This window comes from Caulobacter sp. DWP3-1-3b2 (assembly GCF_049896325.1).
Classification (GTDB): Bacteria; Pseudomonadota; Alphaproteobacteria; order Caulobacterales; family Caulobacteraceae; genus Caulobacter.
In genome coordinates this window covers 56735-80806 of the sequence record NZ_JAFCUB010000015.1, presented here as the reverse complement: position 1 = coordinate 80806, position 24072 = coordinate 56735, and the positions used below count along the sequence as shown (strand labels likewise).

The window sequence follows — 24072 nt, the reverse complement described above, 5'->3', positions numbered from 1 at the left end:
CTTGCTCTGCGTCTGACGATGTCAAGGATGGGGCGGAGCGCCGCCGCGACGCGGCCGCCAGAGGCGGTCCTTGACATCGTCAGACGCCAGAGCTCCGATCCACCAAGGGTTTAAGGCGCATCCGCTGGGGCGGATGCGGCTCGCCGTCAGCTGTTGTTGGTGGCGCGACCGTCGGGCCCGCGGGCGACGCCCTTGAGCGGCCCTTCGCTAGAGCATTTTTCGAGCGAAGTAGTTCCGGTTCGCGTGAAGAAAAATGCGTCAAAACAGAAGATTAGAGCTCTCGGCCTGACGCAGTCAGGTCGGGAAATGCTCTAGTACCCCTCTTCCAGGCTCGCCAGCCGGGCGGCCTGGTCCTCGGCGATCAGGGGCTTGATGATGTCGTCCAGGGCGTCGCCCTCCATCACCCGGGAGAGGTTGTAGAGGGTCAGGTTGATGCGGTGGTCGGTGACCCTCCCTTGCGGGAAGTTATAGGTGCGGATGCGCTCGGAGCGGTCGCCGCTGCCGACCTGGGTCTTGCGGGCGTCGGAGCGGGCGTCGTCGAGGGCCTGGCGCTGCATGTCGTAGAGCCGGGCCTTGAGGTTCTTCATGGCCTTGGCGCGGTTCTGGTGCTGGGACTTTTCCGAGGAGGTGACGACCACGCCGGTGGGCAGGTGGGTGATGCGGACGGCCGAGTCGGTCTTGTTGACGTGCTGGCCGCCGGCCCCGGAGGAGCGGTAGGTGTCGATGCGGATGTCGGCGTCGTTGATCTCGATCTCGACGTCCTCGGCCTCGGGCAGCACGGCGACGGTGGCGGCCGAGGTGTGGATGCGGCCCTGGGCCTCAGTGGCCGGCACGCGCTGGACGCGGTGGACGCCGCTCTCAAACTTCCAGCGACCGAACACCCCGTCGCCGCTGACCGAGGCGATGATTTCCTTGTAGCCGCCCATCTCGCCCTCGGAGACGCTGTCGACCTCGACCTTCCAGCCCTGAAGTTGGGCGTAGCGCTGGTACATGCGGAAGAGATCGCCGGCGAACAGGGCCGCCTCGTCGCCCCCCGTGCCAGCCCTGACTTCGAGAATGGCGGAAGCGTTCTCGTCCTTGTCGCGAGGGGCCAGCATCAGGGCCAGGTCGCGCTCCATGACGGGAAGCTTCTCGTCGAGGGCCTGGATTTCGTCGGCGACCATGGCGGCCATTTCGGGGTCGGCGGCCATCTCCTGGAGGCCAGCGCGCTCGGCGGCCAGCTTGGCCAGGGCCTCGACGGCCTCGGCCACCGGGCGGATTTCGGCGTGCTCCTTGGAGAGCCTGACGATCTCGGCCCCGTCCGTCGCGGCGCCCATCCGGGCTTCCACCTCGCGGAAGCGGTCGAGAACTTGGTCGAGGCGGGCCTGGGGCAGTCGCAAGGGAGGGTCACATGGTCTGGAAGGGGTGGGGCGGTCTCTGTACCCCCAGCGATCGCCGCCGTCGAGTTCCGCCTCAGGGCACGGGCTTGACCTCCACCGAGGCCAACATGCGCACCGAACGCCCCGGGCGCAGGTCGCCGTCGACCACCAGCCGATACGGGCCCTCCTTGGCGTCGAGCGGCTGGCCGTCCTTGCTGTCGGCGATGATCACCGGATTGGTCCGATAGATCGGGTCGGTCTCGCCCAGGGAATAGGTCGCGGTGAAGCCGTCCGCGCCCTTGGCGACCACCACCTGGTTCAGATAGCGGCCCATCAGCCGGTCGCCCGACACCACGCCGGCCTTGAGCAGGGCGGCGTTGAGCACCGCGCCTTCGTAGGTGATCGGATGGCCGTGGGCGGTGAAGGTGGCCTTGGCGCGCGGCAGGGCCTTGAGGTCGGCCGGGGTCAGAACTACCGAGTCGCGACCGACCACTGTGACCTTGATGTCCTGGGCCAAGGCGGGGGTCCAGGCCAAGGCCAGGACAGCGGTCAGGATGAGCGGGAAACGCATGGGCGGACCTCGGATTGGCCACTGATGTGGGCCCGATCCGGCGTTCGAGGCAAGCGCTCGCCGCTCAACCGGTCTCGACAACCAGCGGATACAGCGAGGCGACCAGCAGCGCGGCCATGGTCAGGTTGAAGGTCCGCAACACGGCGGGGCGGTCGAGGAACCGTCTCATCCCTTGGCCGAAACCGGCCCAGGCCGCGCTGCAGGGCGCGCCGACCAGCATGAAGGTCCCGGCCACGATGAACACCGCGCTGCTCGAGCCCTCGGGCGTGTAGGTGCTGGCGGCCGTCAGGGCCATGGCCCAGGCCTTGGGATTGACCCATTGAAAGGCGGCCGCGCCGAGGAAGGTCATTGGCCGCGCGCCGGCCTCCCTGTCGCCGATCCCCTTGGCCGTGCCGATCTTCCAGGCCAGCCACAGCAGATAACCGCCCCCGACCCAGCGCAGCAACTCGTGCAGCACCGGCCAGGCCCTGAACACCCCGCCCAGTCCCAGCCCCATGGCCAGCACCATCACGCCTAGTCCCACGCTGATCCCCAGGATGTGCACGATCGTCGCCCGAAACCCGAAGTTCGCGCCGGACGCCAGCAGCATCATGTTGTTGGGGCCGGGCGTGCCAGCCGTGGCGAAGGCGAACAGGACGAAGGCGAGCAGAAGTTGGGCGGTCATGGCGGACACTCCAATCCGACGAATGTCACGGTAATCTTGCCGATTGCATCACGAGTCAAAAACTATATTGCTCCAGTGACAATTCTGGAGACCTGCGTGGCCGCCTGGACCCCGACCCTCCCGCCCGGCGACTCGCCGCTCTATGAGCGCCTGCTCGACGCGCTACGCGCCGACATCGCGTCTGGAGCCCTGAACGACGGTGACCGTCTGCCGCCGCAGCGCGAACTCGCCCATCGCCTGGGCCTGGGCTTGGGCACGGTGACCCGCGCCTATGTCGAGGCTGAGAAGGCCGGGCTGGTCAAAGGTCATGTCGGGCGCGGCAGCTTCGTGCGGAACGCGGCCACCGCCGGGCGGCCAGTGATGAAAGACCAGGGCCCGATCAATCTCAGCCAGAACATCGCGCCGGTCGGCCCCGGCGCGGCGCGGATCGTCCAGACCCTGGCCCGGCTGCAGCGCCGATCCGACCTGATCGACAACCTGGCCTACGCCCCATCGACAGGGCTTGAGACCCACCGCAGGGCCTTCGCGACCTGGCTGTCGCGCACCGCCGGGGTCGAACGCGCCGACTGGCGCCAGCTGATCTGCTGCGCAGGCGCCCAGCAGGCCCTGAGCCTGGCCCTGGCCGCCCTGTGCCGGCCGGGCGACGCGGTGCTGTGCGAGGCCGCCACCTTCCCCGGCGCCCGGGTGCTGGCCGACCACGCCGGCTATCGCCTGACCGGCGTGGCCATGGACGGCGAAGGCCTGCTGCCCGACGCCTTGGACCGGGCGGCGGCGAACGGGGCCAAGGCGGTGTTCGTCTTGCCCACCTTGCAAAACCCCACTGGCCGGATCATGGGCGCCGCGCGCCGCGCCGACATCGTGGCGGTCGCCCGCAAACGCGACCTGTGGATCATCGAGGATGGCATCTATGCGATCTTTGGTGGCGATCCCCTGCCCGCGCTGGTCGAGCTGGCGCCCGAACGGACGATCCACGTTTCGGGGCTCTCCAAGGCGCTATCGCCCGGCCTGCGGGTCGGCTTCCTGCTGGCCCCGCCGGGCGAGGTGTTCGAGCGGGTGATCCACGCGGTGCGCGCCCAATTCTACGCCCCCCCCAATTTCGGCGCCCTGATCGCCACCCAGTGGATCGAGGACGGCTCGGCCGACGCCATCGCCGGCGAGATCCGCGACGAGATGGGCCAGCGGCTGGCCCTGTCGCGTGGGATCCTTGGCCCGGCCATGGAGACCCCCGCCTCGGCCTTCAGCCCGCACATCTGGCTGCCGATGGACGAGCTGGCGGCCGAACGCCTGGCGGGCCGCGCCCTGCGCTGCGGTGTCGAACTGACCCCGCCCGGCGCCCCAATCGTCGCCCCAGGCCTGGAGAGCGGCGTGCGGCTGTGTCTGGGCGCGGCCAGGGATCAGGCCGAGCTGGAACGCGCGCTGGGTGTGGTGGCGGAGGCGCTGTCAGGCGCCGACGATCGCTCGCGGGCGATGATTTGACGACCGCAGAGGTGTTGCCCGTAAGGGTCTGAAAACGGGTGGATGTCGAAGTTTAAGCCCCGGACAGCGAATTGCCTCGCCAACTTCAGCTTCGTGACGTTGGCGATGAGTGCAGTAGCGGCGTGATGCGCCTCGATCGGAGGCAAATATCCGCATGCGTCTGCGGATCGGCCCGGTATGAGAATGAGACGCCGAGCCCGCCCCTACTCCGCCGCGATCGCCTCGGCCTCGTCGGCGGCGGCTTGAAGCACCGCGGCGCGTTGTTCGACCAGTTCGACGATGTGGTCGATCATGCCGTCGTTGGACTGTTTGTGGTTGGGCTTGCCGGCCATGTAGACCATGCCTGAGCCGGCGCCACCGCCGGTGAAGCCCAGGTCGGTCATCAGGGCCTCGCCAGGGCCGTTGACCACGCAGCCGATGATCGACAGCGACATCGGCTGGGAGATGTGAGCCAAGCGCGCTTCCAAGGCCTCCACCGTCTTGATGACGTTGAAGCCCTGACGCGCGCAGGACGGGCAGGCGATGATGTTGACCCCGCGGTGACGCAGGCCCAGCGATTTGAGGATGTCGAAGCCGACCTTGATCTCCTCGACCGGGTCGGCGGCCAGCGAGACGCGGATGGTGTCGCCGATGCCGGCCCACAGCATGGCGCCGATGCCGATCGACGACTTGACCGTGCCGGTGCGTAGGGCCCCGGCCTCGGTGACGCCCAGGTGAAGCGGGCAGTCGATGCGTTCCGACAGCTGATGGTACGCCGCCACCGTCATGAACGGATCGGACGCCTTCACGCTGATCTTGAACTCGTGGAAGTCGTGGTCCTGCAGGATGCGGGCGTGGTTCAAGGCGCTCTCGACCATGGCGTCAGGGCACGGCTCGCCGTACTTTTCCAGCAGGTCGCGCTCCAGCGAGCCGGCGTTGACCCCGATCCGCATCGAGCAGCCGTAATCGCGGGCCGCCTGGATGACGTCGCGGACGCGGTCAGGCGAACCGATATTGCCCGGATTGATCCGCAGGCAGGCCGCGCCGTTTTGCGCCGCCTCAATGCCGCGCTTGTAGTGGAAGTGGATGTCGGCCACCAGCGGCACCCGGCTCTCGCGGGCGATGGTCTTGAAGGCCGCCGTGGAATCGGTGTCGGGGCACGAGACCCGAACGATGTCGGCGCCGGCTTCTTCCAGCTGGCGAATCTGCTCCAGCGTCGCTGCGGCGTCGCTGGTCAGGGTGTTGGTCATCGACTGGACGGTGATCGGGGCGTCGCCGCCCACCTCGACATTGCCAACGCGGATCTTGCGCGACGTGCGGCGCTCGATCGAGCGCCACGGGCGAATGTGGGTGTGGTCGGTGGCCATGGCGTCAATCTAAGGCGTTTGGCGACGGAACCCAAGACCGTCATGAAAATGTCGCCCGCCGTCGGCTTCGCTGGCCGGAGGGCGACAGGATTACTGAGGGGCGGCCGGCGGGGCGACCGGAGCCACCGGGGCCGCGACCAACTTGCTCAGCGTCACTTGCGGTGTCGCCAGGCGCGTGGCCAGCACGCCGTTGACATAGACGTCGAAGGCGGTCGGGTCGGAGACATCGGCGACCAGGCCAGCAGTGCGCGGGGCGCGGAACGACTCTCCAGTTGCCATCCAGCGGGCGAAATAGGTCGAGTCGCCGGCCCCGTGCACGGCCAGCGAGGCGGGCTTGCGGGCCTGCAGCACGACACCCGAGGCGTCGGCGGCCGTGGCGCCATAGATCGCGCCCTTGGGGCGGAACGGCGTGCCGACCCGGGTCAACTGGAGCGCGTCGGCGGTTGCGCCAGCGGCTTCCGCGCGGGACTTGGAGGCGGCGGTCACAGCGTCGGCAGAACCGCCATTGGCGGCGGCGTCGTCGAGGCCGGGGGTCTTGTAGGGCTCGGGCGTGGTCGATTCGACCGGAGCCGGCAGGGGGGCGCCCAGCGGGACCGAACCCGGCGTGGCGTTGGGATCGACCGGAATGGCGGCGGGCGCGGCGACCGCGGCGCTGGCCTGCTCCCGGGCCACCAGGGCGGGCGGGGCGTCCTTGGCGATGGCGCGCTGGGCGACGTTCCACAGCACGATGGCGGCGACGATCAGCACACCCAGGGCCAGGATCAGGCCCAGACGCGGGTCGCGTTCGTGACGCACGCCGACCGGCGCGCGCAACGGTTCGCTGTCGTCGGGCGCGTCCAGCTTGAAGCGGTCGACGGCGGCGTCGCCGTCCAGGCCCAGCAGCTTGGCGTAGGATTTCACATAGCCGATGGTGAAGGGGCGCGAGGGCAGTTCGTCGAGGCGCAGGTCCTCCAGCGCCTCGACATAGCCCTGGCGGATGCGGGTGGCGTCGGCGACATCGCGCAGGGTGAGACCCCGAAACTCGCGCGCCGCGCGCAGGGCCGAACCGATATCGACGCCGAAGTCGATCGAAGGCTGATGCGCCGTCGCGGGCGCGTCCTCCGGATCGCTGTCCGCGACCAGGTGCAAGTGCGGAACCCTGCCCGTATCCAGCGGCATGGCTGCCATGTGACCCCAAAATTCGCGCCGTACGGGAGCCCGACAGAGAACCCTACGACTATGCCCCACCCGAGATAACCGGGATTATTAATACTTCATCGTGGATATCAAAGTAAGTCGCGGGATTCAATACACTATAAGGTAGAGCTCGGTTAACGCTCCGACCGTCTAGATCGCGACGTAAAGCTTGCGCGCCAAGGTTTCGATCTCACCACGGAGCGACCCGGCCGAGGTCTTCAGCAGCGTCTCGACATTGCGCCGGGCGGCCTCGCGATCGAGCGAAAGCACCATCTGCTTGACGGGTCCGATGCCGGCCGGCGGCATCGAGAAGGCGTCGAAACCCAAGGCCAGCAAGGCGAAAGCCTCAAGCGGCCGCCCCGCCATCTCACCGCAGACCGACACCGGCGTGCCCGTGTCGGCGCAGGCCTGCTGAATGGTCTTCAAGGCCCGCAGGGCGGCCGGCGACAGCGGATCATAGCGATCCGACACCCGCGAGTTTCCCCGGTCGGCGGCGAACAGATACTGCATCAGGTCGTTGGTGCCGACCGAAACGAAATCGGTCATCGGCAGCAGGGCGTCCAGATGCCACAGCAGGGACGGCGCCTCGATCATCGCGCCGACGTCCAGGCGCGCGGGTTCAGGCCGGCCACGCTTGAGGGCCCAGGCGACTTCCTGATCGACAAAGGCGCGGGCGGCGCGGAACTCGTCCACATTGGCCACCAGCGGGAACATGATCCGCAGCGGACGCCCGGCGGCGGCCTTGATCAGGGCGCGGATTTGCATGCGCAGCAGGGCTGGACGGTCCAGGCCCATGCGGATGGCCCGCCAGCCCAAGGCCGGATTGTCCTCGCGCTCCAACTCCATGTACGGCAGCAGCTTGTCGCCGCCGAGATCCAGGGTGCGGAAGGTGACCGGCATGCCGTTGGCGGCGTCCAGCACCTTCTCGTAGAGCGCGGTCTGAGCCTCGAGCCGGGGCATTTCCTCGGCGACCATGAACTGGAACTCGGTGCGGAACAGGCCGATGCCCTCGGCCCCCGTCTCGCCCAGGATGTCGAGATCAACGGCCAGGCCGGCGTTCATCAGCAGGGTGATCTTGTCGCCGTCCTTGGTGACGGCGGGTGTGTCACGCAGGCGGGCGAACTCGGCCTTGCGCTGGGCGCGGACCTCCATCCGGGCCTTCAGCGACTTGACCACGTCGGGACGCGGCCGCAGCCAGGCCTCGGCGGCCTCGGCGTCGACCACAACGGGGTCGCCCTCGTTGACCCGGTCGCGCAGTCCGGCGAGGCGGCCGACGCAGGGGATGTCTAGGGCCCGGGCGACAATGCCCGCGTGGCTGGCGGACGAGCCTTCCTCGAGCAGGATGCCCTTCAGCTTGGTGCGGTCATATTCCAGCAGGTCTGCGGGCCCGAGGTTGCGGGCGATCAGGATGGCGTCGTCCGGCAGGACCCGCACGGCGTGGACGTCGCCCGACAGGTGACGCAGCAGACGGTCATTGAGGTCTTCCAGATCGTGCAGCCGCTCGCGCAGATAGGGGTCGCGGGCCTGGCCCAGACGGGCGCGGTGCTCTGAACGCACGCGTTCGACCGCCGCCTCGGCGGTCAGGCCCGAGCGCACGGCTTCCAGCAGAGACCGGTTCCACCCGCGGTCATGGGCGAACATCTTGTAGGTCTCGAGCACTTCGTAGGAGGCGCCGACCAGGCCGTGCTGGCCTTCCAACATCTCGTCGATCTGCTGCTTCAGAGCATCGACCGCGACCTTGAGCTTGGCCTCCTCGGCGGCGGCGTCATCCGACAGCAGTTGCTCGGGGGCGACCGGCTGTTCGTGCAGCACCGCCACGCCACAGGCCAGGCCCTCGGCGAAGCGCGCGCCCTTCAGCCGCTCGGGCTTGTGGGGCGCGATCTCGACGTCCTTGAGCTCGTCCAGGCCCAGCAGTTCGCCGGCGCTGACCATCTCGGCCAGGACCATGGCGATGATCTGCAGGTCCTCGACCTCGTCCTCGCCATAGACCCGCTCGGTGCGGTTCTGGACGACCAGCACGCCGATCGAGCGGCCGCCGCGCAGCAGCGGCACGGCCAGGAAGGCGTGATAGGGATCTTCGCCGGTTTCCGGGCGGTAAGAGAAGGCCGGGTGGCTGGCGGCGTCCGACAGGTTCAGCGGCCGGCCCAGGCGCATGGTCTCGCCGACCAGACCTTCGCCAGGCTTTAGCCGGGTGACGTGAACGGCGTCGCGCGACAGGCCTTCGGTGGCGAACAGTTCCAGATCGTTGGACGCACGGCGCAGATAGATCGAGCAGACTTCCGCCACCATCGAAATGGCGATGGTGCGCACCACCAAGTCGAGCTTGACTTGGGCGGGGCCGCCCCCGGCCATGGCCTCGCGAATCTGCCGAAGCAGGCTGCGTGGTCCCCGAACAGCGATCCCGGACGCCGCCATGTTCGCGCGCGCACTCCCCTTTTGGCCTGTACGGCTTAGCCCGACAACACGCGTCAGGGGTTAAGAAGCCGCAACGCCGTGGAGCGGGCTATAGCAGATTTCGCGCGACGCACAGCGTTCGCTCTCGGTCAATTCGCGCAGGACGCGCGAAAAAGCGCCGCCCCTCGGAGAGGGACGGCGCCGGGTCGTTCAACCTGACCAGCGGTTAGCGGTGTTGGCCGTAGTAGCCATTGCCGTAGCTGGTTCTGTAGCCGCTGTTGTAGCGGTCGTTGCGCTGGTCGCGACGAGGGTTGGAGCGGTTGTCATAGCCGGTTTGGCCGTAGCCGGTGTTGTAGCTCGATCCGCCATTGTAGGTCTGGCCGTAGCCATTGTTGTGGCTCGACCCGCTGTCGTAGGTCTGGCCGTAGCCGTTGTTGTAGCTCGACCTGTTGTTATAGGTCTGGCCGTAGCCGTTGCCATAGCGAGTGTCGCGATAGTTGCTCGAATAGCGACGGTCGTTGCGATCGTTGTCGGTGGCCGCGCCCAGGGCGGCGCCGGCAACGGCGCCGATGACGATCCCGCTCTTGTCGCCCTTCGACAGGGCGCCGCCGGCCAGGCCGCCGATCAGGGCGCCGATCACGGCCCGCTGCGTCTTGTCGCCGGCGAAGGCGGCCGAGGCGGGCAGGAGCAGAGCGCCGGTCACGGCGACGGCGACGGCGATCTTCGAGAACTTACCAAAGGTCTTCATGGCGTTTGCTCCTAGAGAGCGTCGGGCCGGAAGAAGTCCGGTGCGGCGCTGTTGGGACCTTTGTCGCATTGCCGCCTTGAACCCGATCTGAACGGCGTTGTTCAGGTTCCCGTCATGTTGACGACCGATCCAATCGCACCGACCTCCCATCATCCGCCCCAAGAGGGCGGCCCCAGCCCCAACAGCTTCCGTCAGCCGTGCCCCGGCAAGGCCAGCGGTTCGCTGACCGCCTCGACCAACTGCCTGGCCTGTTCGACGGCGGCGTCGATGTCGGCCTCGATGAACTCGACCTCTGCGTCGGTCAGGGGATGGGGGGCGGCGATGGTGTCGCGCAGATAGGCGCGTTTCTCGGGCTCGGTCATGGTCCACCAGCCGACGGTGTGGCCTTCCTCGATCACCGCGTCGCCCATGGCCAGCAGGTCGTCCTCGTCGAAGATCGGCCGCCCGGGCTGTTCGGGGAACCACTGACCGTCGTCGGGCAAGAACTGGTCCAACTGCTTGAGCAGCACGGCCAGCCACGGGCTGACCAGCAGAGGCTTTTCATAGCCGTCGCCGAACTTGGCGCGCAGCAGCAGATCGTACAGCAGGTCCAGGCCCGCATCGCCCTCGAAGGTGACGGACTTGCGCTCGGGATCGAACCTGAACACCGACATGGAGACTCCTGCAGGGACTAATCGCCCCTCATACCGTCAGAACGCGACATTTGGCTAACGCCTTGCGTCCTTCGAGGCCCGCAGCGCGGACGCCTCAAGATGAGGAGATTCTTGAGCCGCTAGGCATCACAAAAAGCCTTGTCCTGAGGTGCGAGCCGCAGGCGCCTCCACCTACAGCATTTCCCGACCTGACTGCGTCAGGCCGTGAGCTCTAATCTTTTGTTTTGACGCATTTTTCTTCACGCGAACCGGAACCACTTCGCTCGAAAAATGCTCTACAGCTGATCCAGCCCGTAGACCGCGTGCAACGCCCGCACGGCCAGCTCTGTATAGGCCGCGTCGATCAGCACGCTGATCTTGATCTCCGAGGTCGAGATCACCTGGATGTTGATGTTCTTCTCGGCCAGGGCCTGGAACATCGATTGCGCAACGCCGGCGTGGCTGCGCATGCCCACCCCGATCACCGAGACCTTGGCGACGTCCTCGTTGATCGCCACGTCCTCGAAGCCGATCTCGGCCTGGGCCTTGCGGACGATCTCAACGGCGCGGACGGCGTCGCGCTTGCCGACCGTGAACTCCATGTTGGCGGTGTCGGCGCTGCGGGCGCGCGACTGCACGATCATGTCGACATTCACATTGGCGTCCGCCAGCCGGCCGAAGATTTGCGACGACACGCCCGGATGGTCGGGCAGGCCCAGCAGGGTGATCTTGGCTTCGTCGCGGCTATAGGCGACGCCCGAGACGATGCGCTTTTCCATGATTTCTTCCTCGTCGCAGACGATCGTACCTTGGCCGGGAGATTCCCCCGGTTCGACGAAACTCGACAGCACCCGAACCGGCACGCGATGGGCCATGGCCATCTCGACCGAACGGGTCTGCAGCACCTTGGCCCCCAGCGAGGCCATTTCCAGCATTTCCTCGTAGGAGATCTTGGCCAGGCGGCGGGCCTTTTTTTCGATCCGAGGGTCGGTGGTGTAGACGCCATCGACGTCGGTATAGATGTCGCAGGACGCCTTCAGCACCGCGGCGATGGCCACGGCGCTGGTGTCCGAGCCGCCCCGGCCCAGGGTGGTGATACGGCCATCGGAGGTCACGCCCTGGAAGCCGGCGATCACCGCCACCTGGCCGGCATTGAGCACGGCGTCGAGATTGTCGGACGGAATCTCTTCGATGCGGGCCCGGCCATGAGCGTCGTCGGTGAGGATCGGCACCTGCCAGCCCAGGAACGAGCGCGCGCCGATGCCCATGTTGCGCAGGGTCATGGCCAGCAGGCCGGCCGTCACCTGCTCGCCCGAGGCGACGATGGCGTCGTATTCGTCGTCGGATTCCGGCAAACCCTCGGCCGCCCGGCCACAGCCGTCGGTCCAGGCCACCAGCTCGTTGGTCTTTCCCGACATCGCCGAGACCACCACCGCGATCTGCTTGCCGGTCGCCAGCTCGGCGGCGACCAGACGCGCCACCCGGCGGATGCGCTCCAGGTCGGCCACCGAGGTGCCGCCGAACTTCATCACCAGACGAGACACGCCCTACCCCGTAAAAACCTAAGGTCAATTCTTGCGCCGCACGCGGCGGAACATCGCTGGGCGCAAGCCGCGGTCTTCTAGCGGCGTGGGGACGCAACGGCAATGTCGCGGATGTCTTTTTCGTCGCGAGCGGCGCGCCTTGACTCCTTTGTCGCAACCTACCTAACTACCTATCTGTTTTCCAGATGATGGAGAGCCGTCATGCCGCCTGACCTGGAAGCCCTGTTGCAGGGCCACAAGACCGTCGCCGGAAGGATTCGCGCCTTGGCCGCCGCCGGCGTCCCGCGCGCCCAGATCGCCCGCATCCTCGGCAAGCGGTATCAGCACGTGCGCAACGTGCTGGAGGAGCCGGGGGCGGGGAATACGCCGGTCGAATCCGCGCTTGAAGGACTGGCGGAGGGCGACGCCCGAGCGTCCGTCCACGACAAGCCCAAGACCTATAGACTGCAGGTCCGGAACGGCTCGGTGACCTTACCACCCGAGGTGCTGGAAGCGCTGGGAGCCGGGCCTAACGGCCTGATCATCGCCGAATTGGACGGCGAGTTCTTCAAGATCATCAGCATACCGGAATCGGTCCGCCGGATTCAGGAGCGGCTGCGGCCCTATTGGCGCCCCGGCGTCTCGATCGTGGACGAATTGATCGCCGACCGCCGCCGCGAGGCCGCCGATGATGATCGGGAATATGAGCAATGTCAGGCTCGAAATCGCAAAGATGACTGACGTGGTCCTGGATTCGTCGGCGATCCTGGCGGTGGTTCTCGAAGAACCTGGCCGCGACCTAGTCGTAGGCCGCCTATTTCAGGCCCAAACCTGTTCAGTGAACATAACGGAGGTCGTCACAAAGATGCTGGATCGAGGCGTCGCGATTTTCGATGTCGAAGAGACCGTGTCGGAGCTTTGCGGCCAAATCATCGACTTCGATCGCGACCTCGCCATCCAGGCCGGCCTCCTGCGCGACGCCACCCGCCACAAAGGCCTCTCCCTGGGCGACCGCGCCTGTCTGGCCCTGGCGATGCGCGAGCGTCTGCCGATCATGACCGCCGATCGGGCCTGGGCCGATCTGGACCTCGGCGTAGAAGTCGTGTTCATACGCTGACCATGACCCAAGCCGCCGACACCCCCTCCTGGAGCATCGACCCCGCCGATGTGGCGAGGTTCTCGGCCATCGCCGCCGAATGGTGGGACCCGCGCGGCAAGTTCGCGCCGCTGCATGTGTTCAACCCCTGCCGGCTTAGCTTCATCAGGGAGCAGGCCTTGGCCCGCTTCGACCGCGACGGCAATTCGCGCACGCCGTTCGAGGGGCTGAGCTTGCTCGACATCGGCTGCGGCGGGGGGCTGCTCAGCGAGCCCATGGCCCGGCTGGGCTTCACGGTCACGGCCGTCGACGCCTCGGAAAACAATATCAAGACCGCCGCCGCCCACGCGGCCGAGCAGGGGCTGGAGATCGGCTACCGCCCCGCCACCGCCGAACAGCTTTTGGCCGAGGGCGCGGGGCCGTTCGACGTGGTGCTGACCATGGAGGTGATCGAGCATGTCGCCAACCCGGGCCAGTTCCTGCGGACCTGCGCACAGCTGCTGGCCCCCGGCGGTCTGATGATCGTCGCCACGCTGAACCGTACGCTCAAGGCCTTGGCCCTGGCCAAGATCGGCGCGGAGTACGTGCTGCGCTGGGTGCCGCCCGGCACACACGACTGGAAACAGTTTCTCAAGCCCGAGGAACTGCGCGCCTTCCTGGCCGGCGAGCCCGTGACGATGCAGGGTCCATTCGGCGTGGCCTACAACCCGCTGACCGGCCGCTGGAGCCAATCAACCGACTCCGACATCAACTACATGATGACGGTCACCAAGGACTGAGACCCAAGCGCAACAACACCGCATGTCTTGTCGACGACGCCGCCGCGCCTGGCGGAACCTGAGCCGCCCCTGAGATTTATGGTTGCCAGGGACTTTTCAGGATTGGCGGCTCGCTTCGGGGGTCGAACGTCGATCCGTTCGTCGGAACGGAGACTACCATGACTTTCAAGCACACCGCGTGGGTGATGGCTTCGGCCGTCGCCTTGAGCACCGCCGCGCCGGTTTTCGCGCAATCGAGCGACGCCGCCTATCAGCAGCGCCTCCAGGCCTATGGCGATCAACGCGCCGCCTACAACGAGCGCTCGGCTGATTATCAGGACCAACAGCGCGCCTATGAAGCCGAGCGCTCCAAGTATGTGCGGGCTCGCGCCGACTACGATCGCCGTTACGGTTCGGGGGCCTATGACCGCCGCTATCCACAATACGCAACGCGTTACGTGGACCCCACCTACGCCAGCAGCGGCGCCTATTACGGCGAACAACAAACCTACGATCATGACCGCATGGTCTATATGGACAACCGTCGCGACTATGACAGCCGCAATGGAAACGGCGCCTATGATCGTCGTCATCCGGACGACGCCTCGCGCTACAGCACCGACGGCCGGGTCTATGATTCCGCCAGCAGCGACTATCAGAACCAGCGCGCCCAGTATGATCGCGACCGCGCGGACTATGATCGGGCTCGCGGTGACTATGATCGTCGCTATGGTTCGGGCTCGTACGATAGGCGCTACCCGGATTACGCCACGCGTTACACCACGCCCTACAGCGCCCCCAATGCCGGCGGCTACGGCGACAACGTTTCCTACAACGAGCCCTGCCGTATCGACGCTCGCAAGAACGCGGCCGCCGGCGGTGTGATCGGGGCCCTGGTGGGCGCCCTGGCCGGCTCGAAGCTGGCCGCTCGCAACGCAAAACCCGAAGGCACCGTGCTGGGCGCCTTGGTTGGGGCCGGCGTCGGCGCCAGCATCGGCAACGCTTCGGCCAAGGGTCGCTGCGACGCCCAGGGGCAGTACTGGAGCCGGGAAGAGACCGTGGCCTACCGCGAAAGCAGCCGCTATCGCGCCAGCTCGGCCACCGCCTACAACAACTATTCCAGGACGTGCCGCCTGGCCCCGGCTGACACCGACTACGACGGCCGGACCGAAACCCGTTATGTGCGGGTTTGCCCAGACAGCCAAGGTCGCTATCGCATTCAGGGTTGATCCTGTCGGCAGGATGAACGGCGGCGTCGCCGCCGTTTCATCCGCCGTTCAGGTCGGCTATCCGACAATAGGCCCTCGACCAATGCGAACCAAAAGCAAGCTTGAGCGTTGTTGTTGCCCAAGCGTCTGACAACCGATTTAGGAGGCCGCCATGCGCGCCCAATTCAAGACCCTCGCCGTCATCGTCGCCCTCGGCTTCACGGCGTCGACCATCGCTGTAACCGCCGCCCAAGCCGAGACGCGTCACCGCATCACCGTCTGCAAGAGCACCAAGAGCGCTCGTAACAAGGGCACCGTGATCGGCGGCGTCAGCGGCGGTGTGCTAGGCACGGTCGTCGCGGGCCATGGCAACAAGACCGAAGGCGCCCTCCTCGGCGGCGCCCTGGGCGCCGTCGCCGGCAACCAGATCGCCAAGAGGAATTCCAAGAAGAACAATTGCCACTACGAATATCGCTACTACTAAGCGGCGCGCAAAAGTCAAACGGACGAGGGGACGGGAAACCGTCCCCTTTTTCGTGGTTGAACCCTTAGTTCATGTCCGTCTTCTTGGGCGGAGCCGGCGGCAGGGCCGCGACCTTGACTCCGTCCTCGATCAGGGCCGCGACCTCCTTGGGCGTGGCCTCGCCATAGATGCCGCGATCCTCGGACTTGCCCTCGTGGATGTCGCGGGCCTCCTTGGCGAAGCGGTCGCCGACATAGTCGAAACTGTCCTCGACCTGGCGTCGGACCTCGCTGGCGGCGGTCATCATCATCTCGCGCACCTGGGCGTTGGGTTCGGGCGTGGGCCTGCGCGCCTTGGTGCCGGAGATGGCGGGCGACATAATCTGCTTGCGCACACCCTTGGAGCCGCAGACCGGACAGTCCACCAGCCCACGCGCCAACTGGTCGTCATAGTCCGACGACGAACCGAACCAGCCCTCGAAGGCGTGGTCGTGGTCGCAAGCGAGCGCGTACTTGATCATGAGGCCAATATGGGGTCAGGGACCCGTGAAGGCACGCGCGTTCTTCAGGGCGGGGATCGCCGCGCGGGCCCTGTCGACGGCCCCGAGCTCGAGATCGGCGATCAGCACGCCCGGCGCGTCGTGATCAAGCTTTCCGATCACCTCGCCCCAAGGCCCGACAACGATCGAGCGACCCCAGGTGCCTCTGCCGTCCTCGTGAAGGCCGCCTTGGGCCGCAGCCAGCACGAAAGAGCCGGTCTCGATGGCCCGCGCCCGCAGCAGGATGTCCCAATGCGCCTCGCCTGTTGGCCGGGTGAAGGCGGCGGGCACGGTCAGGATCTGGGCCCCACCCAGCGCCAGGGCACGGTGTAGGGCAGGAAAGCGCATGTCGTAGCAGATGGTCAGGCCAAAGGCGCCCAAGGGGGTTTCGACCACCACGGCTCGGTCGCCGGGCTCGTAGGTCGATGATTCCCGGGCCGTCTCACCGGTCGGCAGATTCACGTCGAACATGTGCAGCTTGTCGTAGGTCGCGACGATCGCCCCGGACGGATCGATCACTGCCTGACGGTTGGCGGCCTTGCCGTCTTCTCGCTTGACCAGCGCCGAGCCGACATCGATCCAGACGCCCAGCTCGCGGGCCAGGTTGCGCAGGCCCAGCACCACCGGATCGTCGTCCAGCGAGACCAGCGTCGGCAGCAGCTTGGCGCGGTCCTTCTGCAGCACGTTGACGCCCTCCGGCGCCAGGATGAACCGGGCGCCCTTCTCCGCGGCCTCGCGCACCAGCGGCGCGACATGGGCCAGAGCGGCCTCGTGGGTGGCCGGCGTGCGGGTCTGAACGAGGCCGACCCGGAGTGTCATGTCGCGAGCAAGGCGTCCAGCTTGCCCGCGCGCTCCAGCGCCATCATGTCGTCGCAGCCGCCGATATGCTGCTCGCCGACGAAGATTTGCGGGAAGGTGGTGCGACCCGAGCGATCCATCATCTCCTTGCGCAGGGCTGGATCCATGCCGGCCTCCAGTTCGGTGAAGTCGGCGCCCTTGTCGTTGAGCAGTTTCAGGGCCCGGGCGCAGTAGCCGCAGAACGGGCGGGTGTAGATGATGACCTTGGCCATGGAGAATCCGTAACAGACGTCGTTTCCGTCCTCATATAGGACGCGCGTGCAGTTCTGTAACGCGCGCGACGACGGCGAGTGTCACCTGGCTGGCTCCAGCCGCCAGCAGCGCCCGCGCGCAGCCCTCCGCCGTGGCGCCGGTGGTCAGCACGTCATCGACCAGCAGCACCTTGCGGCCGACCACCCGATGTCGCCGCGATTCGGGGACGGCGAACGCCGCCGCGACGTTGCGTCGGCGACCCACCGCCGACTTGCCGCCCTGACTGTCGGTGTCGCGCTTGCGGACAAGGGCGTCGGGGAGGTAGGGCCGCCCCGCCATCGCGCACAGCGGCCGGGCGATTTCGGCGGCCTGGTTGTAGCGGCGCTTGAGCAGGCGTGAGCTGTGCATCGGGACCGGAACCACCGCCTCGGCTTCGTCCAGCAGATCCACCGCCGATCGCGACAGCCACCGGGCGAACAGGCTCGACAGGTCGGTGCGGTCGGCGTGTTTCAGCTTCAGGATCAGGTCGCGCGAATGCTCGTCATAGAGGCAGGCCGCCCGCGCCCGGCTGAAGGGCCGTTCGCGCGATTGGCACAGAACGCAGCGGATTTCGCCGACGTCATAAGCGAACGGCGCGCCGCAACCGTCGCACACCGGACCGTCCAGGAAGGTGATGCGGCTCCAGGCCTCGGCCGACAGCCCCGAGGTCAGGGCCGCCGCGCCATCGAAGGCGCGCGGCGGCAGGATCAGGTCCAGCAGGTCCTGCGCCAACGCGGTCAGGCGAGGGGAAGGTTTCCATGACGCGCGAGAAGCCCCATCTTGCGCCGACATGACCGCCGCCCCCCTGCTCTTCGACCGCGCCCTGCTGCGCGCCCGCCTAGACCGCGCCGCGCCCGGCTTCGAGACCGCCGGCTTCCTGAAAGCCCGCGCGGCCGAAGACGCGGTGATGCGGCTGGAAGCCATCCTGCGCGAGTTTCCGGTCGCGGTCGACCTTGGCGCGAGAAACGGCGCCTTTGCTCGCGCCCTGGCGGAGAGCGACGCCCGCGAGAAGATCGGCCTCCTGATCCAGACCGACCTGTCCGAACGCATGCTGGGCGGGCTGCACGGTCCGCGCGTCGCGGTCGACGAGGAGCACCTGCCGTTCGGCGACGCGACGATAGACCTGGCCGTCTCGACCCTGGCCCTGCACTGGACGAATGACCTGGTGGGCGCCCTGATCCAGATACGCCGCGCCTTGCGGCCCGACGGCCTGTTCGTCGGCGCGTTGTTCGGCGGCGCCACCCTGACCGAGCTGCGCCAGGCCCTGCTAGCGGCGGAGGACGAGGTCAGCGGCGGGGCCTCCGCTCGCGTTTCGCCCTTCGCCGACACCGTCGACGCCGCCGGCCTGTTGCAGCGGGCGGGCTTCGCCCTGCCCGTCGCCGACAAGGACCGGGTCAAGGTGCGCTACGGCCATCCGCTGGCCCTTCTGAAGGACCTGCGGGCCATGGGTGAGACCAGCGTGCTGCTCGACCGTTCGCGCAAGCCGCTCCCCCGCAAGGTGCTGTTCCGGGCGATGGAGCTCTATCAGGAACGATTCGCCGAGGCCGACGGCAAGGTGCCCGCCACTTTCGAGATCATCACCGTCACCGGCTGGGCTCCGCACGATAGCCAGCAGAAGCCGCTGCGGCCGGGGTCGGCCAAGATGCGGCTGGCGGACGCGCTAGGCGCGGTGGAGCGGTCGGCGGGGGATAAGGCGGGCGGGTAGGGTAAGTCTCCCAACCCACCGCTCATAACGACGAAAGTCGGGACCCAAGCTGAGCTTGGCGCAAAACCGCCTACTTCGCCGCGTTGCTGGTCGCCAGCAGGGTGTTCACCTTGGTGAAGGTGGTCTTGATGGTGCCCGACAGGGCGCCAAGGATGCCGATCAGGGCGACGGCGATCAGGGCGACGATCATGCCGTATTCGATGGCCGTGGCGCCGCGCTCGTCGCGCCAGAAGCGGCTTAGAGCAGATCGCGCAGCCAGGCGATCAGCGGCAGGTCGGCCGGCGGCATCGGATAGTCCGCGAGCCTGTCGGGCTTCACCCATTTCAGCGCCTCATGCTCCTGGGCGGTGACAAGTCCGTCCCAGCGCCGCAGCAGGTAGAGTGGCATGAGGAGGTGAAAGGACTCGTAATCGTGGGAGGCGAAAACGAACGGCGCCAGGCAGGCCTGGGCCACCTGGATTCCCAGTTCCTCGTCGAGTTCGCGGATCAGGCATTGCTCGGGCGTCTCGCCCGGCTCGACCTTGCCGCCCGGAAACTCCCAAAGCCCGGCCAGCGCCTTGCCCTGCGGCCGCTGGCAGATCAGCACCCGCCCATCGACGTCGATCAGGGCGGCGGCGGCGACGAGAACGATGGGCTTGGGGGAGGACTGGATCATGACGCCTTAGTCGAACGGGTCACGCCGCTTGGCAACTGTCATCGACGCGGCCGCGTTGGTTGTCCAGAACGAGGAGAACCCCATGAGCGTCGACGATCGCCTGGTGAAGAGCGCCGCCCTGATCGGCACGAAGGTCAATGACGTCGGAGGCCACAAGATTGGTGTGATCCGCGAGATCTATATCGACCGCGACGCCGGCATCGGCCGCTATGTGGCGATCGAGCCTTCGGGCCTGTTCTCGGCCGGCGGCAAGTACCATCCCCTGCCCTGGCGCCTGCTCACCTATGACGAAAAGGCCGAAGCCTATGTCCTCGACATCGCCAAGGACCGCTTCAAGGAAGCCCCGGCTTATGACCGCGACCAGTTGAACAGCGCCACCTATGGCTGGGCGGCGCAGGTGGAGCGGTACTTCGAGGTCTGACGCCGTGCGTCCTTCGAGGCCCGCTGCGCGGGCGCCTCAGGATGAGGGAAGTTGTTGCTGAATTGCTCATCCTGAGGTGCGAGGCGCAGCCAAGCCTCGAAGGACGCACTGCGCCAAATCGCGCACACCCTTGCCCGCCCTTGACTTCGCACCTGCAATAAACGATCTAGGGCGTGCGCCGTCTGGCGCTATCGGTGCTCCAGCCGCGTGAGGGACCTTTCTGGTCCGCCCTGTCGAGCACCCTGAACGCTTCCATCAGACCGCCCGTGTCACGCGGGGCGCTCCCCACCGACCCGCCGCCAGGCGAGCCGTGCGAGGATCGCATGCGCCGTCTCTGTGGCTGCACGAAAGCATCCAACCTTGACGCAATTCACCGATCTCGGCCTTGCCAAGCCCCTCCTGAAGGCGCTGACCGAGAAGGGCTACACCCAGCCCACCCCCATTCAGGAACAGGCCATCCCGCTGGTCCTGAGCGGCCGCGACCTGCTGGGCATCGCCCAGACCGGCACCGGCAAGACCGCCGCCTTCGCCCTGCCGATCCTGCACCGACTGGCCGAGGACCGTAAGCCGGCCCCGCGCCGTGGCTTTCGCTGCCTGGTCCTCTCCCCGACCCGCGAACTGGCGACCCAGATCGCCGAGAGCTTCCGCGACTACGGCAAGCACATGGGCCTGACCGTCGCCACCATCTTTGGCGGCGTGAAGTACGGCCCGCAGATGAAGGCCCTGGCGGCCGGCGTCGACGTGGTCGTGGCCACTCCGGGCCGCCTGATGGACCACCTGGGCGAAAAGTCCGCCCACCTGAACGGCGTCGAGATCTTCGTGCTCGACGAAGCTGACCAGATGCTGGACCTGGGCTTCGTGGTGCCGATCCGCAAGATCGCCAGCCAACTGCCCAAGGAACGCCAGAACCTGTTCTTCTCGGCCACCATGCCCAACGAAATCGGCAAGCTGGCCGGCGAGTTGTTGAAGAACCCGGCACAGGTCGCGATCACCCCGTCGGCCACCACGGTCGAGCGCATCAACCAGTCGCTGATCTACATCGAGGCCCAGCGCAAGCGCCCCCTGCTGGCCGAACTGCTGGCCGACAAGGCCGTTGAGCGGGCCATCGTCTTTACCCGCACCAAGCGCGGCGCCGACCGCGTGGCCAAGTACCTGGTCGCCAGCGGCATCGAAGCCGCGGCCATCCACGGCGACAAGACCCAGGGCCAGCGCGAACGGGCTCTCGCCTCGTTCAAGGCCGGCCACGTCAAGGCGATGATCGCCACCGACATCGCCGCCCGCGGCATTGACGTCAACGACGTCAGCCACGTCTTCAACTACGAACTGCCCAATGTGCCGGAATCCTATGTCCACCGCATCGGCCGGACCGCCCGCAAGGGCAAGGAAGGCATCGCCATCAGCTTCTGCGCCGATGACGAACGCAACCTGCTGAAGGACATCCAGAAGGCCACCCGCCAGGTGATCCCGACCTTCGACCGTCGCAACGACAAGAATCTGGCGGCCGCCGCGGCCGTGGCCGACAAGCTGGCGCCGCCGGAAAAGTACGTCGATCCGCGCCGCGCCGACCCGCGCAACAACGTGCCGTCGGAACTGCGAAAGCAACGTAACCGTGGCGGTCGTCCCGGTGGCGCTGGCGCCAATGCCGGCGGCCAGGGCAAGCCCGGCGGCCAGAATCGTGGCCGCAATGGCGGTCAGGCTCAGGGTGCGCCCGCTGCGGCCAAGCCGGCCGGTGACTTCCGCGGCCCCAAGCGGGCCAACGGCGCCGCTGACCAACGCTGGAATCCGATCGACTAAGCGTCAGCTCCAGACGGCGCCTAGATGAAACGCCGGCCGTTTCCGTCCCAAGGGATGGAAACGGCCGGCGTTTCTTTGGGTAAGAATCCCAGTGGCTTCCCGCGACGCTTGAAACCCCGCCTTTGATGAGGTCTGTTCTTTGACCGTTGAAGACACGGTCGGGAAGGAACACGGGCATGGCGGACACCCGTGACCAGGGCGGAGCGATCGACGCGCGGCGGCTCGGCGGTATGGACGCACGGATTGAGGCTGTCGACTGGGCGGCCACGCCGCTTGGTCCGCGCGGCGGCTGGTCGCCCAGCCTGACCTTCGCTGTCGCCTTGGTCGTGGCCAGCAAGTTCCCCACCGCCCTGCGCTGGGGCCGGGACCTGGTGCTGATCTATAACGACGCCTATGCCCCAATGCTTGGCGAGCGTCACCCAAAGACGCTGGGCAAGACCTTCGCCCAGGCCCCGCCGACCTCGGCGGCCGACGCCGAGGCCCCCGAGCGGGCGATGCTGGACGGGGTGAGCGGCGGCGACCTCATTGAGGACCTGCTGCTGCCGACCGTCCATGCCGACGGAACGGTCACCCAAGGCTATTTCACCATACGTCTCACGCCCCTGCCCGACCCGGATGCGGCCAGCGGCGTGGGCGGCGTCCTGATCGCCCTGTCGGAGACCACCCGGCGAGTACAGGCCGAGCAGGCCCTTCGCGCCAGCGAGGAACGCTATCAACTGGCGCTCGATGCGGCCAGCGGCGTGGGCACCTGGGACTGGGATATCGTCGCCGACCGGGTCTATGCCAACGCCCGCTACGCGGCCTTTCACGGCGTCTCGCCCGAACGCGCCGCCGAAGGCGCGCCGCTGTCGGAGTTTTCGCAGGCCCTGCATCCCGACGATTTCGAGCGGCTGCTGAAGTCGGGGCGCACCCATATGAGCACCACCGCCGACTTCCTGGAGGAGTACCGGCTGCGCCATGCCGACGGTTCGATCCGCTGGGTCCAGACCCGGGGCCGAGTCGAGCGCGACGCGAAGGGCTGGGCGGTGCGCCATCGCGGGGTGATGGTCGATATCACCGAGCGCAAGCGGATCGAGGCGGCCCTGGAGGCCACCGAAGCCGACCTGCGGATCGCCGTCGAGGCCGCCGGCCTTGGCCGCTGGGATCATAATCCCGCGACCGGAGCGCGCTATTGGGACCCCAGATGTCGCGAGATTTTCGGCCTGACCGAGGACGAGAAAGCGACCACGGAGACCGTGGCCCGGCTGGTCCATCCCGACGATTACCCAAGGCTTCGAGACGGGATTCAAATCGCAATCGACCCGGCCGGCTGCGCCAGCGACCACGTCTTCAACCAGGAATACCGGATTTTCCGCGGCACGGACGGCGCCCTTCGCTGGATCGAGGCCTTTGGCCGCGCCTTTTTCCGCGACGGCCAGTGCGTGCGCTTCGTCGGCGTCGCCTCCGACGTGACCGAGCGCAAGAAGGCCGAGCTGCACCTGCGGCTGCTGGTCAACGAGCTGAACCATCGGGTGAAGAATTCGCTGGCCACGATCCAGGCCATCGCCGGCCAGACCTTCCACGCCGCCCGCTCCCTACCCCAGGCCCAGGAGGCCTTCTCGGCCCGGATCGTCGCCCTGGCCGAGGCCCATGATCTGCTGACCCGTGAAAATTGGGAGGGCGCGGAATTGTCGGACCTGTTGACCGGGCTGCAGGCCCTGCACGGGGCGCCGGGCCGCTTTGCGTTCACCGGACCACCGGTCCGGCTGTCGCCGCGCATGGCGCTGTCGCTGTCGATGGCCTTGCACGAGCTGGCCACCAACGCCGTCAAGTATGGGGCGCTTTCGACCGTGGCCGGCCATGTGCGGATCGCCTGGTCGGTGACGTCAAAGCCCGAGGCGGCGTCCGGCGTAGCGCGGCTGGTGCTGACCTGGACCGAATCGGGCGGCCCGCCCGTTTCGTCGCCCGCCCGCAGAGGTTTTGGGTCCCGGTTGATCGAACGCGGCCTGGCGGCGGAACTGTCGGGCGAGGCCCATATCGACTTCCAACCCGGCGGCGTCGTCTGCCGGATCGAGGCGGGGCTCGAGGGTTAGGCGGGCGAGCTTGGGGCGCTGGCTTGAGGTTGAATCTTAGCCTTTCTGATCCTCTCATCCCGGCGAAGGGCGTTTAGAGGCGATGTCGCGACGTGAACCCCTGAGGGCGCCCTGGCGGTCGGGGTGGAAGGTCGAAACGCCGCGCGCACGGCCTTTGCGGTCATCACGCCCAAGGCCAGCAACGCCACCGGAACCACGGCCAACAGCCAGGCCAGCACCACGAGCGCCAGTTGCAACACGCTGATCATCACGACCAGGGCCTTTGACTCCCGGCGGTCGTTCCGATGAAGGGCAAGCTGTGCTGCGGTCATGGCGCGGTGAACCCAAACCCCTCGATAACCCCGACCCGACACCGACCCGACACCGACCCGACACCGACCCTAGCC

27 protein-coding genes are annotated in these 24072 nt (G+C 67.3%); 10 read left to right on the top strand and 17 right to left on the bottom strand.

Annotated features, from left to right (window positions below):
• Positions 1 to 311 precede the first annotated feature (311 nt).
• From prfA to ACP7AG_RS11885, 3 genes are all read right to left on the bottom strand, one after another.
• Complete coding sequence (prfA, locus tag ACP7AG_RS11895; protein WP_426013213.1) at positions 312 to 1379, bottom strand: peptide chain release factor 1; 1068 nt, start codon at positions 1377 to 1379, stop codon at positions 312 to 314.
• A 73-nt stretch (positions 1380 to 1452) separates the two neighbouring features.
• On the bottom strand, positions 1453 to 1929 hold the full coding sequence (locus ACP7AG_RS11890) for a molybdopterin-dependent oxidoreductase (protein WP_426013215.1): 477 nt from the start codon (positions 1927 to 1929) through the stop codon (positions 1453 to 1455).
• Positions 1930 to 1993: 64 nt separating this feature from the next.
• Entirely contained in the window at positions 1994 to 2593 is a 600-nt protein-coding gene (locus ACP7AG_RS11885; protein ID WP_426013217.1) for a LysE family translocator, read from the bottom strand.
• A gap of 96 nt (positions 2594 to 2689) precedes the next feature.
• On the opposite strand from ACP7AG_RS11885, the gene ACP7AG_RS11880 reads away from it, so the two are divergent.
• Positions 2690 to 4069: a PLP-dependent aminotransferase family protein gene (locus ACP7AG_RS11880; RefSeq protein WP_426013219.1), complete on the top strand. Its 1380-nt coding sequence runs from the start codon at positions 2690 to 2692 to the stop codon at positions 4067 to 4069.
• A 203-nt stretch (positions 4070 to 4272) separates the two neighbouring features.
• On the opposite strand, the gene ispG is transcribed toward ACP7AG_RS11880, so the two are convergent.
• The 6 genes from ispG to ACP7AG_RS11850 all read right to left on the bottom strand — a co-directional run bounded on the left by ispG (position 4273) and on the right by ACP7AG_RS11850 (position 11909).
• Positions 4273 to 5415: a flavodoxin-dependent (E)-4-hydroxy-3-methylbut-2-enyl-diphosphate synthase gene (gene ispG, locus ACP7AG_RS11875; RefSeq protein WP_426030975.1), complete on the bottom strand. Its 1143-nt coding sequence runs from the start codon at positions 5413 to 5415 to the stop codon at positions 4273 to 4275.
• 90 nt (positions 5416 to 5505) lie between these two features.
• Positions 5506 to 6573 carry a helix-turn-helix domain-containing protein gene (locus tag ACP7AG_RS11870; protein WP_426013225.1) on the bottom strand — a complete coding sequence of 356 codons (1068 nt, stop codon included), beginning with the start codon at positions 6571 to 6573 and terminating at the stop codon, positions 5506 to 5508.
• Between the two features lie 168 nt (positions 6574 to 6741).
• Positions 6742 to 9006, bottom strand: a complete 2265-nt coding sequence (ptsP, locus tag ACP7AG_RS11865; protein ID WP_426030973.1) for a phosphoenolpyruvate--protein phosphotransferase — start codon at positions 9004 to 9006, stop codon at positions 6742 to 6744.
• Positions 9007 to 9211: 205 nt separating this feature from the next.
• Positions 9212 to 9733 (bottom strand): glycine zipper 2TM domain-containing protein, encoded by a 522-nt coding sequence (locus ACP7AG_RS11860; RefSeq protein ID WP_426030971.1) that lies wholly within the window; start codon positions 9731 to 9733, stop codon positions 9212 to 9214.
• A gap of 191 nt (positions 9734 to 9924) precedes the next feature.
• The gene (locus ACP7AG_RS11855) at positions 9925 to 10386 is read right to left on the bottom strand and encodes a hypothetical protein (protein ID WP_426030969.1); all 462 of its coding nucleotides are present in this window, start codon (positions 10384 to 10386) and stop codon (positions 9925 to 9927) included.
• A 275-nt stretch (positions 10387 to 10661) separates the two neighbouring features.
• On the bottom strand, positions 10662 to 11909 hold the full coding sequence (locus tag ACP7AG_RS11850) for an aspartate kinase (RefSeq protein ID WP_426013231.1): 1248 nt from the start codon (positions 11907 to 11909) through the stop codon (positions 10662 to 10664).
• Positions 11910 to 12110: 201 nt separating this feature from the next.
• Between ACP7AG_RS11850 and ACP7AG_RS11845 the strand changes: the two genes are divergently transcribed.
• From ACP7AG_RS11845 to ACP7AG_RS11825, 5 genes are all read left to right on the top strand, one after another.
• A complete protein-coding gene (locus ACP7AG_RS11845; protein WP_426013233.1) occupies positions 12111 to 12629 on the top strand; it encodes an AbrB/MazE/SpoVT family DNA-binding domain-containing protein in 519 nt (172 codons plus the stop codon).
• A complete protein-coding gene (locus ACP7AG_RS11840) occupies positions 12622 to 13005 on the top strand; it encodes a type II toxin-antitoxin system VapC family toxin (protein ID WP_426013235.1) in 384 nt (127 codons plus the stop codon). The genes ACP7AG_RS11845 and ACP7AG_RS11840 overlap by 8 nt, the downstream gene beginning before the upstream one ends.
• A 2-nt stretch (positions 13006 to 13007) precedes the next feature.
• Entirely contained in the window at positions 13008 to 13763 is a 756-nt protein-coding gene (ubiG, locus tag ACP7AG_RS11835; protein ID WP_426013237.1) for a bifunctional 2-polyprenyl-6-hydroxyphenol methylase/3-demethylubiquinol 3-O-methyltransferase UbiG, read from the top strand.
• Positions 13764 to 13921: 158 nt separating this feature from the next.
• Entirely contained in the window at positions 13922 to 14971 is a 1050-nt protein-coding gene (locus ACP7AG_RS11830) for a glycine zipper 2TM domain-containing protein (protein ID WP_426030967.1), read from the top strand.
• Positions 14972 to 15122: 151 nt separating this feature from the next.
• A complete protein-coding gene (locus ACP7AG_RS11825) occupies positions 15123 to 15434 on the top strand; it encodes a glycine zipper 2TM domain-containing protein (RefSeq protein ID WP_426013241.1) in 312 nt (103 codons plus the stop codon).
• 64 nt (positions 15435 to 15498) lie between these two features.
• On the opposite strand, the gene ACP7AG_RS11820 is transcribed toward ACP7AG_RS11825, so the two are convergent.
• From ACP7AG_RS11820 to ACP7AG_RS11805, 4 genes are read right to left on the bottom strand one after another with little or no spacing between them, the layout of a single operon-like run.
• Positions 15499 to 15933: a DUF1178 family protein gene (locus tag ACP7AG_RS11820; RefSeq protein ID WP_426013242.1), complete on the bottom strand. Its 435-nt coding sequence runs from the start codon at positions 15931 to 15933 to the stop codon at positions 15499 to 15501.
• Between the two features lie 15 nt (positions 15934 to 15948).
• A complete protein-coding gene (locus ACP7AG_RS11815) occupies positions 15949 to 16770 on the bottom strand; it encodes a carbon-nitrogen hydrolase family protein (protein ID WP_426013244.1) in 822 nt (273 codons plus the stop codon).
• The gene (gene grxC, locus ACP7AG_RS11810; RefSeq protein ID WP_426013245.1) at positions 16767 to 17021 is read right to left on the bottom strand and encodes a glutaredoxin 3; all 255 of its coding nucleotides are present in this window, start codon (positions 17019 to 17021) and stop codon (positions 16767 to 16769) included. Before grxC ends, ACP7AG_RS11815 begins: the two co-directional genes overlap by 4 nt.
• A 31-nt stretch (positions 17022 to 17052) precedes the next feature.
• Positions 17053 to 17832 (bottom strand): ComF family protein, encoded by a 780-nt coding sequence (locus tag ACP7AG_RS11805; protein ID WP_426013247.1) that lies wholly within the window; start codon positions 17830 to 17832, stop codon positions 17053 to 17055.
• On the opposite strand from ACP7AG_RS11805, the gene ACP7AG_RS11800 reads away from it, so the two are divergent.
• Positions 17831 to 18745: a methyltransferase domain-containing protein gene (locus ACP7AG_RS11800; protein ID WP_426013249.1), complete on the top strand. Its 915-nt coding sequence runs from the start codon at positions 17831 to 17833 to the stop codon at positions 18743 to 18745. The genes ACP7AG_RS11805 and ACP7AG_RS11800 overlap by 2 nt on opposite strands.
• A 70-nt stretch (positions 18746 to 18815) precedes the next feature.
• Here the strand turns inward: ACP7AG_RS11800 and ACP7AG_RS11795 are convergent, their stop codons facing one another.
• Both ACP7AG_RS11795 and mutT read right to left on the bottom strand, forming a co-directional pair.
• A complete protein-coding gene (locus tag ACP7AG_RS11795) occupies positions 18816 to 19067 on the bottom strand; it encodes a Flp family type IVb pilin (RefSeq protein WP_426014762.1) in 252 nt (83 codons plus the stop codon).
• On the bottom strand, positions 18983 to 19399 hold the full coding sequence (gene mutT / locus ACP7AG_RS11790; protein WP_426030965.1) for an 8-oxo-dGTP diphosphatase MutT: 417 nt from the start codon (positions 19397 to 19399) through the stop codon (positions 18983 to 18985). Before mutT ends, ACP7AG_RS11795 begins: the two co-directional genes overlap by 85 nt.
• Before the next feature lie 82 nt (positions 19400 to 19481).
• On the opposite strand from mutT, the gene ACP7AG_RS11785 reads away from it, so the two are divergent.
• Positions 19482 to 19820 (top strand): PRC-barrel domain-containing protein, encoded by a 339-nt coding sequence (locus ACP7AG_RS11785; protein ID WP_426030963.1) that lies wholly within the window; start codon positions 19482 to 19484, stop codon positions 19818 to 19820.
• Here the strand turns inward: ACP7AG_RS11785 and ACP7AG_RS11780 are convergent.
• Positions 19778 to 19939, bottom strand: a complete 162-nt coding sequence (locus ACP7AG_RS11780; RefSeq protein ID WP_426030979.1) for a hypothetical protein — start codon at positions 19937 to 19939, stop codon at positions 19778 to 19780. The two genes, ACP7AG_RS11785 and ACP7AG_RS11780, sit on opposite strands and share 43 nt — an antisense overlap.
• A 241-nt stretch (positions 19940 to 20180) precedes the next feature.
• Here ACP7AG_RS11780 and ACP7AG_RS11775 point away from each other — a divergent pair, with 241 nt between their 5' ends.
• Complete coding sequence (locus tag ACP7AG_RS11775) at positions 20181 to 21614, top strand: DEAD/DEAH box helicase (RefSeq protein WP_426014768.1); 1434 nt, start codon at positions 20181 to 20183, stop codon at positions 21612 to 21614.
• A gap of 176 nt (positions 21615 to 21790) precedes the next feature.
• Entirely contained in the window at positions 21791 to 23686 is a 1896-nt protein-coding gene (locus ACP7AG_RS11770) for a PAS domain-containing protein (RefSeq protein WP_426030961.1), read from the top strand.
• Here the strand turns inward: ACP7AG_RS11770 and ACP7AG_RS11765 are convergent.
• Positions 23683 to 23997 (bottom strand): hypothetical protein, encoded by a 315-nt coding sequence (locus ACP7AG_RS11765; protein ID WP_426030959.1) that lies wholly within the window; start codon positions 23995 to 23997, stop codon positions 23683 to 23685. The genes ACP7AG_RS11770 and ACP7AG_RS11765 overlap by 4 nt on opposite strands.
• Between the last annotated feature and the right edge of the window lie 75 nt (positions 23998 to 24072).